The 15,732-nt window shown below is 70.1% G+C and carries 15 protein-coding genes and 1 pseudogene; 6 read left to right on the top strand and 10 right to left on the bottom strand.

Translation table 11 applies throughout. The features are described 5' to 3' along the window. A partial coding sequence (locus HMPREF0591_RS09550; RefSeq protein WP_007168292.1) for an SDR family NAD(P)-dependent oxidoreductase occupies positions 1-522 on the top strand: 522 nt, incomplete at its 5' end. On the opposite strand, the gene HMPREF0591_RS30285 is transcribed toward HMPREF0591_RS09550, so the two are convergent. Next, the gene (locus HMPREF0591_RS30285) at positions 519-1,124 is read right to left on the bottom strand and encodes a class I SAM-dependent methyltransferase (protein ID WP_007168293.1); all 606 of its coding nucleotides are present in this window, start codon (positions 1,122-1,124) and stop codon (positions 519-521) included. The genes HMPREF0591_RS09550 and HMPREF0591_RS30285 overlap by 4 nt on opposite strands. 40 nt (positions 1,125-1,164) lie before the next feature. Beyond that, positions 1,165-2,550 carry a 13E12 repeat family protein gene (locus tag HMPREF0591_RS09560; protein ID WP_007168294.1) on the bottom strand — a complete coding sequence of 462 codons (1,386 nt, stop codon included), beginning with the start codon at positions 2,548-2,550 and terminating at the stop codon, positions 1,165-1,167. 145 nt (positions 2,551-2,695) lie between these two features. Here HMPREF0591_RS09560 and HMPREF0591_RS09565 point away from each other — a divergent pair, with 145 nt between their 5' ends. From HMPREF0591_RS09565 to HMPREF0591_RS09585, 5 genes are all read left to right on the top strand, one after another. Continuing rightward, positions 2,696-3,646 (top strand): DUF4129 domain-containing protein, encoded by a 951-nt coding sequence (locus HMPREF0591_RS09565; protein WP_040621504.1) that lies wholly within the window; start codon positions 2,696-2,698, stop codon positions 3,644-3,646. Next, positions 3,643-4,125 carry a hypothetical protein gene (locus tag HMPREF0591_RS09570; protein WP_007168296.1) on the top strand — a complete coding sequence of 161 codons (483 nt, stop codon included), beginning with the start codon at positions 3,643-3,645 and terminating at the stop codon, positions 4,123-4,125. Before HMPREF0591_RS09565 ends, HMPREF0591_RS09570 begins: the two co-directional genes overlap by 4 nt. Beyond that, a complete protein-coding gene (locus tag HMPREF0591_RS09575; protein WP_007168297.1) occupies positions 4,122-5,099 on the top strand; it encodes an AAA family ATPase in 978 nt (325 codons plus the stop codon). Before HMPREF0591_RS09570 ends, HMPREF0591_RS09575 begins: the two co-directional genes overlap by 4 nt. A 7-nt stretch (positions 5,100-5,106) precedes the next feature. Beyond that, positions 5,107-6,366 (top strand): DUF58 domain-containing protein, encoded by a 1,260-nt coding sequence (locus tag HMPREF0591_RS09580; RefSeq protein WP_007168298.1) that lies wholly within the window; start codon positions 5,107-5,109, stop codon positions 6,364-6,366. A gap of 64 nt (positions 6,367-6,430) precedes the next feature. Then, a complete protein-coding gene (locus HMPREF0591_RS09585) occupies positions 6,431-6,823 on the top strand; it encodes a hypothetical protein (protein WP_244268866.1) in 393 nt (130 codons plus the stop codon). 43 nt (positions 6,824-6,866) lie between these two features. On the opposite strand, the gene nuoN is transcribed toward HMPREF0591_RS09585, so the two are convergent. The 8 genes and pseudogenes from nuoN to HMPREF0591_RS09625 all read right to left on the bottom strand — a co-directional run. Continuing rightward, on the bottom strand, positions 6,867-8,456 hold the full coding sequence (gene nuoN / locus HMPREF0591_RS09590) for an NADH-quinone oxidoreductase subunit NuoN (protein ID WP_040621509.1): 1,590 nt from the start codon (positions 8,454-8,456) through the stop codon (positions 6,867-6,869). Continuing rightward, positions 8,456-10,030, bottom strand: a complete 1,575-nt coding sequence (locus tag HMPREF0591_RS09595; protein ID WP_167310124.1) for an NADH-quinone oxidoreductase subunit M — start codon at positions 10,028-10,030, stop codon at positions 8,456-8,458. The genes nuoN and HMPREF0591_RS09595 overlap by 1 nt, the downstream gene beginning before the upstream one ends. Then, on the bottom strand, positions 10,027-11,913 hold the full coding sequence (nuoL, locus tag HMPREF0591_RS09600) for an NADH-quinone oxidoreductase subunit L (RefSeq protein WP_007168302.1): 1,887 nt from the start codon (positions 11,911-11,913) through the stop codon (positions 10,027-10,029). Before nuoL ends, HMPREF0591_RS09595 begins: the two co-directional genes overlap by 4 nt. 21 nt (positions 11,914-11,934) lie before the next feature. Further along, positions 11,935-12,234 (bottom strand): NADH-quinone oxidoreductase subunit NuoK, encoded by a 300-nt coding sequence (gene nuoK, locus HMPREF0591_RS09605; protein WP_007168303.1) that lies wholly within the window; start codon positions 12,232-12,234, stop codon positions 11,935-11,937. After that, positions 12,231-13,007 (bottom strand): NADH-quinone oxidoreductase subunit J, encoded by a 777-nt coding sequence (locus HMPREF0591_RS09610; protein ID WP_244268806.1) that lies wholly within the window; start codon positions 13,005-13,007, stop codon positions 12,231-12,233. The genes nuoK and HMPREF0591_RS09610 overlap by 4 nt, the downstream gene beginning before the upstream one ends. A gap of 56 nt (positions 13,008-13,063) precedes the next feature. Then, a pseudogene (nuoI, locus tag HMPREF0591_RS09615) lies at positions 13,064-13,618 on the bottom strand (NADH-quinone oxidoreductase subunit NuoI); the annotation flags it as partial. Continuing rightward, complete coding sequence (nuoH, locus tag HMPREF0591_RS09620; protein ID WP_040622197.1) at positions 13,602-14,864, bottom strand: NADH-quinone oxidoreductase subunit NuoH; 1,263 nt, start codon at positions 14,862-14,864, stop codon at positions 13,602-13,604. The pseudogene nuoI and the gene nuoH, both read right to left, overlap by 17 nt. Before the next feature lie 8 nt (positions 14,865-14,872). Then, positions 14,873-15,732: molybdopterin dinucleotide binding domain-containing protein (locus tag HMPREF0591_RS09625; RefSeq protein ID WP_007168307.1), on the bottom strand; the 860-nt coding region annotated here is incomplete at its 5' end.

Raw genomic sequence — 15,732 nt, forward strand, 5'->3', positions numbered from 1 at the left:
AGGACCGCCGGGGCCGCGTCGGGCGGCGCCAAACCGGGCTGGCCCGGATTCGTCAGCATCCCGCTGGCCGCGTACCGCCGCCATTTCGAGATCGCGGTGTTCGCCGCCTACGAGCTGATGCAGCTGGTGTGTCCCGACATGATCGAAGCGGGCGGCGGGGCGATCATCAACATCTCCTCGGTCGCTTCGAGGCTCCCCGGCAACGGGCCGTACCCCGACCGCAGCGGCGGCGTGCTGCCCGGCTACGGCGGGTCCAAGGCCGCGCTCGAGCACCTGACCCAATGCGCGGCATACGATCTCGCCGACCACCACGTCGCCGTCAACGCCCTGTCGCCGTCGAAGCCGATCCTGACCCCGGGGCTGGCCTACTATGCCCGCGAGTTCGACGAGACGGCCGGGGCCGACGAATTCGCCCGTGCGGCAGTCGAACTGGCTCTGGTCGATCCCACGGAGGTCACCGGTCGCACGATCGGCCATCTGCAGGTGCTCGACGGCAGCTTCCGGCCGTTCCAGCCCGACTAGACCGGCTTCCTCGCCGTGACCGCGTTGATGATCACGGCATACAGCCGCTGCCACTTCGGGGACTGGAATCCCGCCTGCAGCAGCAGCTTCTCGGCCCGGCGCCGGGTGCGGGCCTTGCCGCGGCGGCCGACGGCCACGGTCGGCAGCAGCCACGGCGAAAACTGGTCGACGAGCACCAGGCTGCCGCCGGGCCGCAGGACCCGGGCGCACTCCATCAGCCCCGCCAGTTGGTCGGACCAGTGATCGAACGACGTGGTGCTGACGACCAGGTCGAAGGCGCGGTCGGCGTAGTTGAGCTCTTCGGCGACCCCCACGCCGAAGCTCAACCGCGGGTCGTGGGCGAGGCCCCTTGCGACGGAAACCATCTGCGGTGCCGCGTCGATCCCGGCGAAATGCCTGGCGTTCGGATAACGGCGGGCCAGGCGCTGCAACAGGTAGCCGGTGCCGCACCCCACGTCGAGCACGTACTCGGGGGCGGTGACCGTAGCCACGGCCAGCTGTGCGGTGCGATCGGCGATTTCGTGGTGCAGCCGGCCGCGCCAGCCACGGTCGTAACCGGCGGCGCGGTCGTCGAACGCGGCGACATCCCGATGTGGGGGCACACGCCGAGTGTCTCACCGGACGTGCCGGTTGACGAGGACCTCAGCTCCCCGGCCGCGGGTCGTCGGGCGGGTCGGGATCGCCGCGGAGAAGCTCGTCGGGATGGTGGGCGTGGTTGGTCTCCGGCGGGCCCGTGCCATCCGTCCAGCCGAGCCGCCCGTCGTCGCCGACCTCGGTGCGCCATTCGCCCCGGCTTGCCGCGGCGTGGTCGCAACCGCAGGCGAAGAACAGGCTGTCCGCGTCGGTTCGGCCACCATCCGCCCAGTCCGGGCAGTGGTGGACCTCGCAGTGGTAGCCGGGTTCGAGGCAGTTGGGCCGCGTGCAGCCGCGGTCGCGGGCATGGCAGATGAGTCTCTGGTCGGCGGTGGCAATGCGCTTCTGGCGGCCCAGGTACAGCGGCCGGCCGGTGTGCTCGTCGAACACCGCCAAGTAGTGGATCGCGTTGGCCGCCAAGCGGATCAGGTCCGGCATCGGCAACCTCGAGCCCCCGCCGGTGGTGGCGGACGCCGGCATGGGGACCGACGGGTCGACGACCGCGTGGGCGGCGCGGTCGAGTTCGGCCAGCGTGGTGGTGACGACCACCGTCACGGGGTGACCGCGGTGCGTCCCGAGCCGGCCGGAGGCGACGGCGGTTTCGAGGCCGAGCTTGAACGCGTCGTGGCAGCGTTGGGCCGGTGTGCGCCGATCGCGCGCTTCCGGGTCGTCGGCCGCGGAGTCCGGTTGGTGGCGCCTGGGCCGCACGGCCGCCGCGACCGCCTCGAAGTAGGCGCGGGCCTCGGGGTCGAGCAGTCCGGACAGCGGCGACATGCCGTCGGGACCCTGTGGACCCAGGTGCAGCCGGCGCCGGCGCGCACGGTCCTCGTCGTTGAAGAGGCCGTCGGGATCGAGATGGTCGGCGATCCGCCGGCCGAGCCTGGCCACCACCCCGGCGTCGAGTTTCCCCGCGTGCTGCACCAGGGTGCGCTCGGCGTCCGCCGCGTCCGAGGGCGGTACGCGGGACGGCAGGACGTCCACGGCCGCGCAGACCGCCCGGATGTGGTCCTCGCCGACGGTGCCCGCCTCGACCGCGGCCGCCAGCGCCGGTAGCTCCGGGGGCACGGGCGGCCCGGTCAGCGACCGCCGTGGCCTAATCCGGGCGGCGACCCGGAAGCGGCGCGTGATCTCGTGGGGCGTGATGCGCAGCCGCGCCCACAGCTTGTCGCGCACCGCCGGCACGCACCCGCTACCGTCGGGCGGGTCGGCGATTTCCGCGAAACACCGGTACATCAGCCCCCGGTTGGTGCGCTGCTGGGTCTCCAGCCGCTCGGCGACCTCGAGCCGGAAGTCATTGCCGACGACATCCGAGGAGGTCTCGCGCAGCACGCCGTGGGCGGCGTCGATCGCCCGCAGTGCGGCGCCGATCCGCTCGCGTGCCTGCTCGGCGCTCATCCGTGCTCCCACCCCACCACGGTATCGAACACACATTCGAGAAACGACGCTCGAAATCGGTTTTGTGGATGAATCGCGGACTGTGGATAACTCGCCGCCTGACGTGCCAGGATGAGGCAAAGCCAACCGGTCGAGTGGTGTGCCAATGCCTGGTGTGGACAAGCCCACGGGGCGGGTCGTCGCCCTGATCGTGCTGCTGCTCGTCGTCTCCGCCGCCCTGCGCGGCTACCTGCCGGAATCCCCACGCGGCGCCCGCGGCGAGCCGACCGGGAACCCGGCGGCGCTGATCTTCGTCGTCGCCGCCCTCGGGGTGAGCCTCGCGCTGGTGGCGATCGCGGTGGTCGCCCGGTTGCGCGACCCCCGCGCGCCGGCCCCACAAGCCGGCCAGCTATCCGAAATGCTCGGCACCGGCAGGGGGCGGCCGAGCTGGCGCGTCGTGCTGATCGGGCTGGCGGTGATCCTCGCCTGGCTGCTGATCGTGGTGGTGACGTCGCGCCTGCTGACCCCGCACGGTGTCGGTCAGGCGCCACCCCCGCCGGCGACCGGCCCCGCGGCGGCGGAGCATCCCGGCGCCCCGGCGCCGCCCCGGCCGCAGCCGCGGAACGGGGACGCGTTCGGCATCCTGCTTGCCGCGACCGTCCCGATGATGTTGATCATCGTGGCGGGAACGCTCGTCATGTCGCGCCGCCGGTGGCGCGCGGCGGGGGGCACCGCCGATGAGGCGGGCGAACCCGGCGAAGCGCCGGCGCCACCGACCCGTTCGGAATCGCTGGCACGGGCGGCAGAACGCGGGCTGGCCGAGATGACCGACCTCAGCCGGGAACCGCGCGAGGCGATCATCGCCTGCTACGCGGCGATGGAACGGGAGCTCGCCAACGTGCCGGGCGCGGTCCCGCAGGACTTCGACACGCCGACCGAGGTGCTGGCCCGGGCGGTCGAACACCAGGTGCTGCACGCGGAGAACGCCGTGCAGTTGGTGAACCTGTTCGCCGAGGCGCGATTCAGCCCGCACGTGATGAACGAGGGCCACCGTGACCGGGCGGTGCGCGTTTTGCAGTTGGTTCTCGACGAACTGGGTGCGCGGAGCGCCGCATGAAAAGAACGCTGGTGCTTGGTGTTTGCCTGATCGTCGGGATCGAGCTGCTCGCGCTGATCCAGCACGACCGGCGGTTCGTGTTGGTCGCCTCGGGCGGTGCCCTGGCCCTGGTGCTGCTCACCGTCCGGCGGGTGCTTGGGCGCGGCAGGTATCCCGACGCCGAACCCGACCCCGACGATGTCGGGGATTCGTTGCGGCGCTGGCTCTCCAACACCGAGACGACGATCCGGTGGTCGGAGTCCACCCGCAGAGACTGGGACCGCCACCTGCGCCCGATGCTCGCGCGCAGGTACGAAATGGCCACCGGCCAAAGGCAATCCAAGGACCGCGTGGCCTATCACGCGAGCGGTCGGATGCTCTTCGGGGCCGAACTGTGGGAATGGGTCAATCCGAACAACGTCACGCGCACCGGTGATCGGCAGCCCGGCCCCGGTCGTGCGGCGCTGGAAGAGATTCTGCGAAAGTTGGAACAGGTATGACGCTGCCGGCGGCAACAACCACGGCCCACTGCGAGGCGGTGCTCGACGAGATCGAACGCGTGGTGGTGGGCAAGCGTTCCGCGCTCACGCTGATCCTGACCGCGGTGCTCGCCCGCGGCCACGTCCTGATCGAGGACCTGCCGGGGCTGGGCAAGACGCTGATCGCCAGGTCGTTCGCCGCCGCGCTGGGGCTGCAGTTCACCCGCGTGCAGTTCACCCCGGACCTGCTGCCCGCGGACCTGCTCGGCTCGACGATCTACGACATGCAATCGGGCCGTTTCGCCTTCCGGTCCGGACCCATCTTCACCAACCTGTTGCTCGCCGACGAGATCAACCGCACGCCGCCCAAGACGCAGGCGGCGCTGCTGGAGGCCATGGCCGAGGGCCAGGTGAGTATCGACGGCCAAACGCACCAGCTGCCAAGGCCTTTCATCGTGCTCGCGACCGACAACCCGATCGAGTACGAGGGCACCTATCCGCTGCCGGAAGCCCAGCTCGATCGGTTCGCGATCCGCCTGGAACTGCGCTATCTGTCCGAGCGCGACGAGGCCGCGATGCTGCGCCGCCGCCTCGAGCGGGGGTCCAACGAGCCGACCGTCAACCAGGTCGTGGACGCGCACGACCTGCTCGCGATGCGCGAATCGGTCGAGCAGGTGAGCGTGCACGAGGACGTGTTGCACTACGTGGTGTCGCTGGCCAACGCCACGCGGCACCATCCGCAGGTGGCGGTCGGCGCCAGCCCGCGCGCCGAACTCGACCTCGTCCAACTCGCCCGCGCCCGGGCGCTTCTGCTGGGGCGCGACTATGTGATCCCCGAAGACGTCAAGGCGCTCGCCATCCCGGCGGTCGCGCACCGGATCACCCTGCGCCCCGAGATGTGGGTCCGCAAGATTCAGGGCGCCGACGTGGTCGGGGAGCTGCTGCGCCGCCTGCCGGTGCCCCGGGCCAGCGGCGGTCAGGGGAGCGCCGGGTGAGCGCGGCGTGACCCACCCCGCGGTCGAGTTCCACTGGCGCGCATCGCAGTTGACGCGGGCGATCGCGACCTGCGCGGGGCTGGCGCTGGCGGTCGGGGTGATCGCCGGGCGCTGGCAGCTGATCGCCTTCGCGGCGCCGCTGCTCGGGGTGTTGTGTTCGATCAGCTGGCAACGCCCGGTGCCGACGGTTCGCGTGCACGGCGAGCCGGATTCGCAACGGTGTTTCGAAAACGACCGGGTGCGGCTGAGCGTCCGGGCGACACTGCACGGCGACGCTACCGAGGCGATCGAGCTGACCGTTCCGGCCGTCGAGGGGATGCAGCTCGAGGTTCTCGACGCGCGCTCTCGCCGCGCGAAAAACGTTGCGGCAACGGCACAGCGGTGGGGCCGCTACTTCGCCCGGGCCCGGGTGGACGTCGTGGCCCGCGGTGGGCTGCTGGCGGGGACCGCGACCGTCGACGCCGCCGAGGTCATCGTGTTTCCGCTGACGCCGCCGCAGTCGACGCCCATCCCGCAGACCGAGCTGCTCGACCGCCTCGGCGCCCACCTCACCCGGCACATCGGCCCGGGCGTCGAATATGCCGACATCCGCGCCTACGTGGCCGGGGACCAACTGCGCGCGGTGAACTGGCCGGTGAGCGCGCGACGCGGCCAGCTGCACGTGACGCAGCGCCTGACCGACCGCGCCGCCGACGTGGTGGTGCTGATCGACACCTATCGCCAACCCCCGGGCCCCGCGACCGAGGCCACCGAGCGCGTCGTGCGCGGCGCCGCGCAAGTCGTGCAGACCGCGCTTCGGCACGGGGACCGCGCCGGGATCGTCGCGCTCGGCGGCAACCGCCCGCGCTGGCTGGGCGCCGACATCGGCCAGCGCCAGTTCTATCGGGTGCTCGACACCGTGCTGGGCGCCGGAGATCGATTCGAAAACACCACGGGGACGTTGGCGCCCGGCGCGGCGGTGCCCGCGGGCGCGATCGTCATCGCATTCTCCACGTTGCTCGACACCGAATTCGCGCTCGCGTTGATCGATCTGCGCAAGCGCGGCCATGTCGTCGTCGCCGTCGACATCCTCGACAGCTCTCCCTTCGAGGGCGAGCAGGACCCGCTGGTGAACCGCATGTGGGCGCTGCAACGGTCGTCCATGTATCGCGACATGGCGACCGTCGGCGTGGACATCGTGTCCTGGCAGGGAGACAGCGGATTGGAGCAGTCCATGGGTGTGCTGCCGGATCGCCGCCGGCGCGTGCGGGGACGGCTGCGTGGCTAGCGACGACGCGGTGGGGATCCCGCCGCTGTGGGCCCGGGTGTTCTCCCTCGCGTTCGGCTTGCTGATGGTGGGCCTGGCCGCCGACGGCCCGCGCGGGCCGGCGGTGGCCGCCGGGGCGGCGGCGCTGATCGCGGTGGCCGCGGGCACGGTATTTCGTCCCGCCGCAACGATTGCGGTGGTGCTGTCGGTGGCCACGGTCATGCTCTCGGAGCCGCCGCCGGTATTCGTCGCGCTGTCGGGGCTGTGCGCCGCCGCCTACCTGGTCTGCCGCCACGCGGTGGGACCGTCGGCCGCGGGCGTGCTGGGCAGCTGGCCGACGGCCGTTGGGGCCGTTGGGTTTACGTTGGCGGGGTTGGTCGCGACGTCGTTCCCGCTGCAGTTGCCGTGGTTGCCGCTGACCGCGCCGCTGGCGGCCCTGGCCGTCTACGTGCTGGCCGTGCGCCCGTTTTTGAGTTGAGCCCGTTTTTGAGTTGAGCCCTGAGCTGGGGTTTGAGTCGAACTCAGTGCAGCAGCTGGGCCGCGTGGTCGGCCAGGTCGAGCAGCGGCTGCGGGAAAATCCCCAACAGCACGGTGACCAGGGCGCAGACCGCGATCGCGGCCTTGCTCAGAATGCCCGGCTCCACCACGTGCGGGGTGTCGTCGGTCGCCTCGGTGAAGAACATCGACACGATCACCCGCACGTAGAAATAGGCGGCGATGCCGCTGGCGACCACACCGATGATCACCAGCGGTGCGGCGCCGCCCTGGGCGGCGGCCTTGAACACGGCGAGCTTGCTGACGAAGCCGCTCGTCAGCGGGATGCCGGCGAAGGCCAGCAGGAACATCGAAAACATCACGCCCACAATGGGTGAGCGCTGCCCGAGGCCGGACCAGTGCGACAGCGTGGCGTCCTCGACGCCGTCGGCGTCGCGGATCAGGCTCACGATGGCGAACGCGCCGACCGTGCTGAAGCTGTAGGCGAGCAGGTAGAACAGGGTGGACGAGAGGCCGGCCTGGTTGTCGGCGATCACGCCGGTGAGGATGAACCCGACGTGGGCGACCGACGAGTAGGCCAGCATGCGCTTCACGTCGGTCTGGTTCACCGCCGTGATGGTGCCCACCGCCATGGTGAGGATCGAGATGGTCCACAGCACCGGCCGCCATTGGTCGTGCAGGGGTGGCAGCGCGACGTAGACCACCCGCAGCAGCGCCCCGAACGCCGCGACCTTGGTGGCCGCCGCCATGAACCCGGTGATGGGGGTGGGGGCGCCCTGGTAGACATCCGGAATCCACGAATGGAACGGGACCGCACCCACTTTGAACAACAGGCCGACCGACAGCAGCGCGACGCCCACCAGCGCCGTCGAGGTGTCTCCGTGCGCCGCCAGCGCATCGCGGATGCCCGTCAGCAGCAGCGTGCCGGTCGCGCCGTACAGCAGCGCCACCCCGTACAGGAAGAACGCCGACGAGAACGCACCCAGCAGGAAGTACTTCATCGCCGCCTCCTGCGACAGCAGGCGCCGATGCCGGGCCAGGCCGCACATCAGGTACAGGGGCAGCGAAAGAACCTCGAGCGCAACGAACATCGTCAACAGGTCGTTGGATGCCGGGAAGACCAGCATGCCGCCGACGGACAGCATCAGCAGCGGGAACAGCTCCGTCTGCGCGGCCCCGGCGCGCTCCGCGTCGCGTTCGGCGTCGCTGCCCGGGACCGCGGACGCCTGCGGGGTGAAGGAATCCAGGCCGACGGACCCGCCGGCCCCCACGCCCGCGACGACCTTGCTGTCGGCCTTCGCCTGCGTGCGTTCGGCGACGAAGATGACCGCCAGCACCGCGACCAGCAGCACCGTGCCCTGCAGGTACAGGGTCGGCCGGTCGACGGCCATCGCGCCCAGCACCGCGGTGCGGCCCGAGGCCGGAATCGACTCGGCCACTTCCACGGTCGCCAGGAACGCCGCGATCAAACCGGCCAGGGCGAGCGTCACCTGGGCGCCGTAACGAGCCCGCCTGGGCAGGAACGCCTCCGCGAGGACGCCCGCCACGGCGACGCCGAACACGATGAGCGTCGGGCACAGCAGGAAGTACTCGATGCTGGGGGTGGGGAGGGTCATCATCGCGGTCCTTCGGCGGTCCGGGGTGCCTGGTTGACCGCCGGCACGCTCGGCGCGGGGTCGTGCTGGCCGATGGTGGTCATGGTGTTCTCGACGGCGGGGTTGATGATGTCGAGCACCGGCTTCGGGTAGACGCCGAGCACCAGCAACAGCGCGATCAACGGGGCGACGACCAGCAATTCGCGCGCCCGCAGGTCGCCGATCTTCTCGTTGCCGGCGGCCACCGGTCCGGTCATCACCCGCTGGTAGAGCCAGAGCATGTAGATGGCGGACAGCACCAGCGCGGTGACCCCGAACGCGGCGGCCAGCCAGTACCGGTTGAAAGTGCCCAGCAGGACCAGGAATTCGCTGATGAAGGGCGCCAGGCCGGGCAGCGACAGGGTGGCCATTGCCGAGACGAGGAACGTCCCGGCCAGGATCGGCGCCACCTTCTGCACCCCGCCGTAGTCGGCGATCGCCCGGCTGCCGTGCCGGGATATCAGGAAGCCCGCGATCAGGAACACCGCCGCCGTGGACAGGCCGTGGTTGAGCATGTACAGCGTCGACCCGCTCTGCCCCTGGCTGGTCATCACGAAGATGCCCAGGATGATGAACCCGAAGTGGGAGATCGAGGTGTAGGCGATCAGGCGCATGATGTCGGTCTGCCCGATGGCCACGATCGCGCCGTAGATCACCCCGATGACGGCCAGCACCACGATCAGGGGGCGGAAATACGTCGACGCGCCGGGGAACAGCTGCAGGCAGTAGCGCAGCATGCCGAAGGTGCCGACCTTGTCCATCACCGCCATCATCAGCACCGCGGTCGCCGGGGTGGCCTCCACGGCGGCGTCGGGCAGCCAGCGGTGGAACGGCCACAGCGGCGCCTTGATGGCGAACGCGAACATGAAGCCCAGGAACAGCGCCTTGAACACGGCGGAGTCGGCGCCGTAGCGGCCGGACGCCACGCCCGCCACGATCTCGCGGAAATCAAACGTGCCCGAACCGTGCTCGGCGGTCACGACGTACAGCCCGATCACCGCCGCCAGCATGATCAGCCCGCCGAACAGGTTGTACAGCAAGAACTTCACCGCCGCGCGCGAGCGGCCGGCCCCACCGCCGAAGCCCCCGATCAGGAAGTACATCGGGATGAGCATGGCCTCGAAGAACACGTAGAACAGCAGCACGTCCAGCGCGACCACCGAGACCAGCACCATCGACTCGATGGCCAGCGTCAGCGCGACGTAGGCCTGTACACCCCGGTTGCGTTCTTCGCCGCCGTCGTTCCAGCCGGCCACCTGCAGCACCGGGATCAGCACGGCGGTGAGCAGCACCAGCACCACGGCGATGCCGTCCACGCCGAGCGAGTACGTCGCGCCGAACGCCGGGATCCACGAATGGCTTTCGACGAACTGGTAGGTGCTGCCACCGGTCTTGAAGCCCAGGGTGACGACGACCGCGACCGCCAGCGTCGCGACGCCGACGACCAGGCCGGTCCACTTGGCGAGCCGGCGCAGCCCCGGCGGGAGCAGGATGACGAGCACCGAGCCGGCCAGCGGCACCAGCCACAGGATGCTCAGCCACGGAAGGGTATTCACCACAGTTTCACCGCCAGGATCAGCGCGACCACCAGGGCCGCGCCCGTCAGCATCGACAATGCGTAGTTGCGGGCGAAGCCGGTCTGCAGCCCCCGCAGGCGATTCGAAGTCCAGCTCACCAGCGCGGCGAGCGCGTTGACCGAGCCGTCCACCCCCGCGTTGTCGACGTCGACAAGCGCCTGGGTGAGTTCGGCCCCGGGGCGCATGAACACCTCCTCGTTGAAGGCGTCGCCGTAGAAGTCCCTGCGGGCGGCCGTCGTCACCGGGGACACAGCCAACGGGGCGACCCGGGGGATCTTCGCGTTCGCGTACAACCGGTAGGCCACCGCGATACCGATCGCGACGACGCCCAGCGCCAGGGCGGTGCTGACCCACGCCGGGAACGCGTGGGTCACCTCTTCGTGTTTCCCGACCACCGGCTCGAGCCAGCGCTGCAGGGTGCCGCGCCAGGCCAGCAGCCCACCGGAGAACACCGAGCCGACGGCGAGCAGGATCATCGGCCACGTCATCAGGGCCGGCGCCTCGTGCGGATGGCTGCCCGGGGCCCAACGCTTTTCGCCGAAGAAGGTCATCAGCATCACGCGGGTCATGTAGAACGCGGTGACGCCCGCGCCCAGCAGCGCGGCCCCGCCCAGCACGTAGCCGCGGGCGTCGCCGGCGCCCAGCGCGGCCTCGACGATGGCGTCCTTGGAGAAGAAGCCGGCGAACGGCGGCACGCCGATGATCGCCAGATACCCGAGGCCGAAGGTGGCGAAGGTGATCGGCAGCGCGGCGCGCAGGCCGCCGTAGCGGCGCATGTCCTGCTCCTCGTGCATCGCGTGGATCACCGCGCCGGAGCCGAGGAACAACCCGGCCTTGAAGAAGCCGTGGGTGAGCAGGTGCATGATCGCGAACGCGTAGCCGGCCGGGCCCAGGCCGGCGGCCAGCACCATGTAGCCGATCTGGCTCATGGTCGACGCGGCCAGGGCGCGCTTGATGTCGTCCTTGGCGCAGCCGATGAACGCCCCGAGCAGCAGCGTGACGGCGCCGACGGCGACCACGGCCGTCTGCGCGTCGGGCGCCAGGTTGTAGAGCGGGTTGGACCGCACGATCAGGTACACGCCGGCGGTCACCATCGTGGCGGCGTGGATCAGCGCGGACACCGGGGTGGGGCCCTCCATGGCGTCACCCAGCCAGGCCTGCAGCGGGACCTGGGCGGACTTGGCGCAGGCGCCCAACAGCAGCAGTAAGCCCATCGCGGTCAGCGCGCCGCGGCCGGCGCCGGGCGCGCCGGCGAACACGCCGGCGTAGGACAGCGTGCCGAACGTGCTGAACATCAGGAACATTCCCAGCGCCAGCCCGGCGTCCCCGACGCGGTTCATCACGAACGCCTTCTTGGCCGCGGTGGCCGCGGTCGGCTTGTGGTACCAGAAGCCGATCAGCAGGTAGGACGCCAGGCCGACGCCCTCCCAGCCGACGTAGAGCACCACGTAGTTGTCGGCTACCACCAACAGCAGCATCGAGGCCAGGAACAGGTTGAGGTAGCCGAAGAACCGCCGGCGGTCCGGGTCGTCGGCCATGTAGGCGACCGAGTAGATGTGGATGAGCGACCCGACCCCGGAGATCAGCAGCACGAAACACACGGAGAGCTGGTCGATCTGCAGCCCGAGGTCCACCTGCAGCTGGCCGACCGGGATCCAGCTGAACATCCTCTGGTGGATGACCCGGTCGTCCGCGCCGCGGCCCAGCAGTTCGCTCAGCAGGCTCAGGCCGACGCCGAAGGCGGCCAGGGCGGCGGCGCAGCCCAGCCAGTGCCCCCAGGCGTCGGTGCGTCGCCCGCCGAACAACAGGATCGCGGCACCCGCCAGCGGCAGCGCCACCAGCAGCCAGGTGTAGTGAGTCATGTTGGCCCCATATTGGCGTTGTCAGCCTTTGAGTAGGTTCGCGTCGTCGACCGACGCCGATTTGCGGGCACGGAAAATCGTCATGATGATCGCCAGGCCGACGACGACCTCGCACGCGGCCACCACCATCGTGAAGAACGCGATCATCTGCCCGTCCAGGTGGCCGTGCATGCGCGCGAACGTGACGAACGCCAGGTTGACCGCGTTCAGCATCAGCTCGACGCACATGAACATCACGATGGCGTTGCGTCGCAGCAGCACGCCCGAGGCCCCGATGGTGAACAGCAGGGCCGAAAGGTACAGGTAGTTGGCCGGATTCACGATTTACCGCCTTGGGACAAACTGGGGCTGGCCTGCCGGGAGGGGGTTTCCCTGCCGTCGGCGCCGCGGCTGCGCAGGATCGGCGACACCGACAGCTCGGAGTACGACCCGTCCGGCAGCAGCGCGGCGATGTCGACGGCGTTGTGGCGCGCGTAGACACCGGGGCTGGGCATCGGGGTGGGGTGCCCGCCGGGCTGGAAGCGTTCCTGGGAGAGCTCCCGCTGCGTCTTGCGGCGCTCGAAACGCTCGCGGTGGGCCAGCACCATCGCCCCGATCGCGGCGGTGATCAGCAGCGCGCTGGTGAGTTCGAACGCCCACACGTAGCGCGAGAAGATCAGCGCGGCAAGCCCTTCCACGTTGCCGTTGGCGTTGGCGGCGGTCAGCCCCGCGAAGCCGCCCGTCGCGCCGGACCCGATCGCGGCGATCAGCAGAACGCCGAAGCCGACGCCGGCCAGCACCGCGGCGATGCGCTGCCCGTGCAGCGTCTCCTTCAACGATTCCGCGGAGTCGACACCGATCAGCATCAGCACGAACAGGAACAGCATCATCACCGCGCCGGTGTAGACCACGACTTGGACCACACCCAGAAACAGCGCGTCCTGGATCATGTAGAACACGGCGAGGATGATCATGGTCATCGCCAGGAACATCGCCGAGTACACGGCGTTGACCGACAGCACCACCCCGATCGCGCCGACCAGCGCGAGCGCGCCCAGCACCCAGAACGCGACCGCCTCGCCGGTCGAGGTGCGGGCGATCGTCTCGGAAGCCACATGCGAAGCCGCATTCGAGGCCACACCCGAAGCCAGGAGCTGGCCCGCGAACCCAGTCACCGTGACTCCCCGGCGTTCTCGGTCTGGCGCAGGCCGTCGGCCGTGACGTTGCCCAGGTAGTAGTCCTTGTCGGTGGCGCCGGGCGCGCGGGGGTGCGGCGGCGCGAGCATGTCCTGCAGCAGGGGCGCGAGCAGCCGGTCCTTCTCGTAGATCAGGTCGGCGCGGTTGTCGTCGGCCATCTCGTAGTCATTGGTCATGGTCAGGGCGCGGGTCGGGCAGGCCTCGATGCACAGGCCGCAGCCGATGCAGCGCAAATAGTTGATCTGGTACACCCGCCCGTAGCGTTCCCCGGGCGAGTACCTGAGTTCCTCGGTGTTGTCCGCGCCCTCGACGTAGATGGCGTCGGCCGGGCACGCCCAGGCGCACAATTCGCAACCGATGCACTTCTCCAGCCCGTCCGGGTAGCGGTTGAGCTGATGACGGCCGTGATAGCGCGGCGCGACGGGGCCGGGCTTCTCCGGGTACTCCTCGGTGACGTTCCGTTTGAACATCGACCCGAAGGTCACTCCGAAGCCGGCCACGGCGTCGAGGAACCTAGCCATGCGCTTTCTCCTTGCTCGCGGCCGCCAGGGACTTCATCGGCAGCGGCGGTGTCGGGAATACCGGTGTGGTGGTCTGTCCGGCCGGGAGTTGCTTGGCCTGCCGGCGGAGCTGTTTCTCCAGCGCCCGAATCCCGGGCGCCGCGAACGGCTTTCGCAACAGCAGCACCAGCGCCGTGGCGAACACGACGCTGCTGACCACCAGGATGGGGGTCCAGTGCGCGTACCCCTGGTTCTGCAGCGTGCGGATCACCGCCGCGATCAACACCCAGACCAGCGAGGCCGGGATCAGCAGCTTCCAGCCCAACCCCATGAACTGGTCGTAGCGCAGCCGGGGCAGCGAGGCCCGCAGCCAGAAGTAGATGAACAAGAAGGTCCACATCTTGGCGGTGAACCACAGCACCGGCCACCAACCGGTGTTGGCGCCCGCCCACATGTTGATCGGCCAGGGTGCGTGCCAGCCGCCGAAGAACAACGCGGTGGCCAGCGAGGAGACCGTCATCATGTTGACGTACTCGGCCAGCATGAACATCGCGAACTTCAGCGACGAGTACTCGGTGTGGAATCCCGCGACCAGCTCACCCTCGGCCTCGGGCAAATCGAAAGGCGCCCGGTTGGTTTCGCCCACCATCGAGATGAGGTAGATGACGAACGACGGCAGCAGCAGGAACACGTACCAGACGCGGTCCTGCGCGGCGACGATCTGCGACGTCGACATGGAGCCGGCGTAGAGGAACACCGCCGCGAACGACAGCCCCATCGCCACCTCGTAGGAGATGACCTGGGCGGTGGAGCGCACGCCGCCCAACAGCGGGTAGGTGGAGCCGGACGCCCAGCCGCCGAGCACGATGCCGTACACGCCGATCGCCGACAGCCCCAGGATGAAGAGCACCGCGACGGGAAGGTCGGTGAGCTGGAGCGGGGTGCGGTGGCCGAACACCGACACCACCGGGCCGAACGGGATGAAGGCGAACGCGGTGAACGCCGGGATGGTCGAGATCACCGGCGCCGCGAAGTAGACGAACTTGTCCACCCCGCCCGGCGTGATGGTTTCCTTGAGCGCCAGCTTGATTCCGTCGGCCAGGCTCTGCAGCGTGCCCCACGGTCCCGCCCGGTTGGGGCCCGGCCGCAGCTGCATCCAGCCAAGGATCTTGCGTTCGAGCAGGATCGCGACCAGCACGTTGAGCATGAGGAACACGAAGATGGCCAGCGCCTTGCCCAGCACCAGCCACCAGGTGTCGTGTCCGAAGGCGGTCAAACCGGTCATCACGACCCCACTCCGATTTTCACTGTGCTGCCCAGGGTTACGCCCAGCCGCCGGTGCACCGCCGAACCCGGCGAGTTCAGCGGCAGCCACACCACCCGGTCGGGCATGTCGGTGACGACGAGCGGCAGGCTGATCGACCCGCGCGGCGTGCTGACGGTGACCGCGTCACCTTCGGTGGCGCCGATCTCGGCGGCCGTGGCGGCGGACAGCCGCAGCGCGGGCTTGCGCGCGGTGCCGGCCAGATGCGGTTCGCCGTCCTGCATCCGGCCGTTGTCCAGCAGCATCCGCCAGCCGGTGAGCACCGCTTCACCGGGCGGGGCCTCGGTCGGCTCCGGCGCGGCGACGGTTGGGCCGGCCGCCCAGCCGCCCTCCCAGGTGCCCAGCGCCGACAGTTCCGCGCGGGCCGCGTCTGCGGTGGACAGCCCCAGGTAGACGCCCATCTCGTCGGCCAGCGCGTCGAGCACCTGGTGGTCGGATTGGCTGGCCTGCTCGGTGCTCCAGCGCAGCGCGGGTTCGAAGGGTCGGTAGCGGCCCTCCCAGTTGACGAAGGCGCCGGCCTTCTGCGCCGTGGGTGCGACCGGGAACACCACGTCGGCGCGCTCGGTGACGGCGCTGTGCCGCAGCTCCAGGCTGACCACGAACCCGGCGGTGTCCAGCGCGGCCAGCACCGCCTCGGGGTCGGCGAAGTCGTCGGGTTCGACGCCGCCGACCAGCAGCGCACCCAGCGTCCCGTCGGTGGCGGCGGCCAGGATGGCGTCGGCGTCGCGCCCACGCGCGGAAGGCAATTCGGACACGTGCCACGCCGCGGCGATCTGCGCGCGGGCGGTCTCGTCGTCGAGCGGGCGGCCGCCCGGCAGCA

The organism is Mycobacterium parascrofulaceum ATCC BAA-614, assembly GCF_000164135.1.
GTDB lineage: Bacteria > Actinomycetota > Actinomycetes > Mycobacteriales > Mycobacteriaceae > Mycobacterium > Mycobacterium parascrofulaceum.